General features: G+C 56.7%; 2 pseudogenes. Both read right to left on the bottom strand.

What is annotated here, in order from left to right:
* Nucleotides 1–506 (bottom strand): annotated as a pseudogene (locus tag DWY03_RS09960) (hypothetical protein); the annotation flags it as partial.
* Between the two features lie 100 nt (nucleotides 507–606).
* A pseudogene (locus DWY03_RS09965) lies at nucleotides 607–894 on the bottom strand (hypothetical protein); the annotation flags it as partial.

The following is an 894-nucleotide window of genomic DNA, read 5'->3' on the forward strand; positions in this document are numbered from 1 at the left end:
CCCGTCCGGGCGTCGAAGCAGTAGGGCACGCCGCCGACGGATACGGGGCCGCGCGCCAGCGCGCCGGAGCCCGTCGCGTAGTACCAGGTCCCGCCGTCGAGCACCCATCCGGTCGCCATCGCGCCGGAGCCATTGAACCAGTATGCGGAGCCATTGCACTCATGGAGCCCGATGGCCATGGCGTGCGTCGAGGGATCGAGCCAGTACCAGGCCCCATTGGTATAGAGCCAGCCAGAATGCAACGAGACCGGATTGACTGAATCCACATAGAACCAGTTGCCGTCAAACGAATTCCAACCCAGATTCCATTTAACGGATTCTTGAGCAGGACCATCATCGATTGAATCGGAAGGAGAAAGAGTCGAGGGGACGGATTGCCTCTCAATATCAGTAGGGATAGAGGAGCTTATGGGTTCTGCGTTCGCGATATCAACCACACCGGGCCCAGCGAGCAGTAGGGTTGAAAGAATGATTAGGATTAATATTATTCGCTTTTTCCTTGCCATGTGCAGCCCCCAGTAGTAACCAATTTTTACATAAACATAGTCTACAAATGGATGGCTAAGAGCAATATGTAATTAGAAAAAAGCAATTAAAGAAGAGCTGCTAGCCAAGCCATACACCATTGCTAGCAAAAGAGTATTGCACCCCATCGATTTCTTGAACACCCGTAGTCATTGCGTGCGTCGTGGGGTCAAGCCAGTACCAGGCGCCGCCGACGTATGCCCAGCCGGAGGCCAGCACGCCTGATCCCGTCGCGTAGTACCAGGTGCCGCCGTCGAGGACCCAACCGGTCGCCATCGCGCCGGAGGCGTTGAACCAGTACGCGGAGCCGTTGCACTCGTGGAGCCCAGTGGCCATGGCGTGCGTCGAGGGATCGAGCCAGTACCACGC

Origin of the sequence: Collinsella sp. AF23-2 (assembly GCF_003459245.1) — a bacterium.
GTDB lineage: Bacteria > Actinomycetota > Coriobacteriia > Coriobacteriales > Coriobacteriaceae > Collinsella.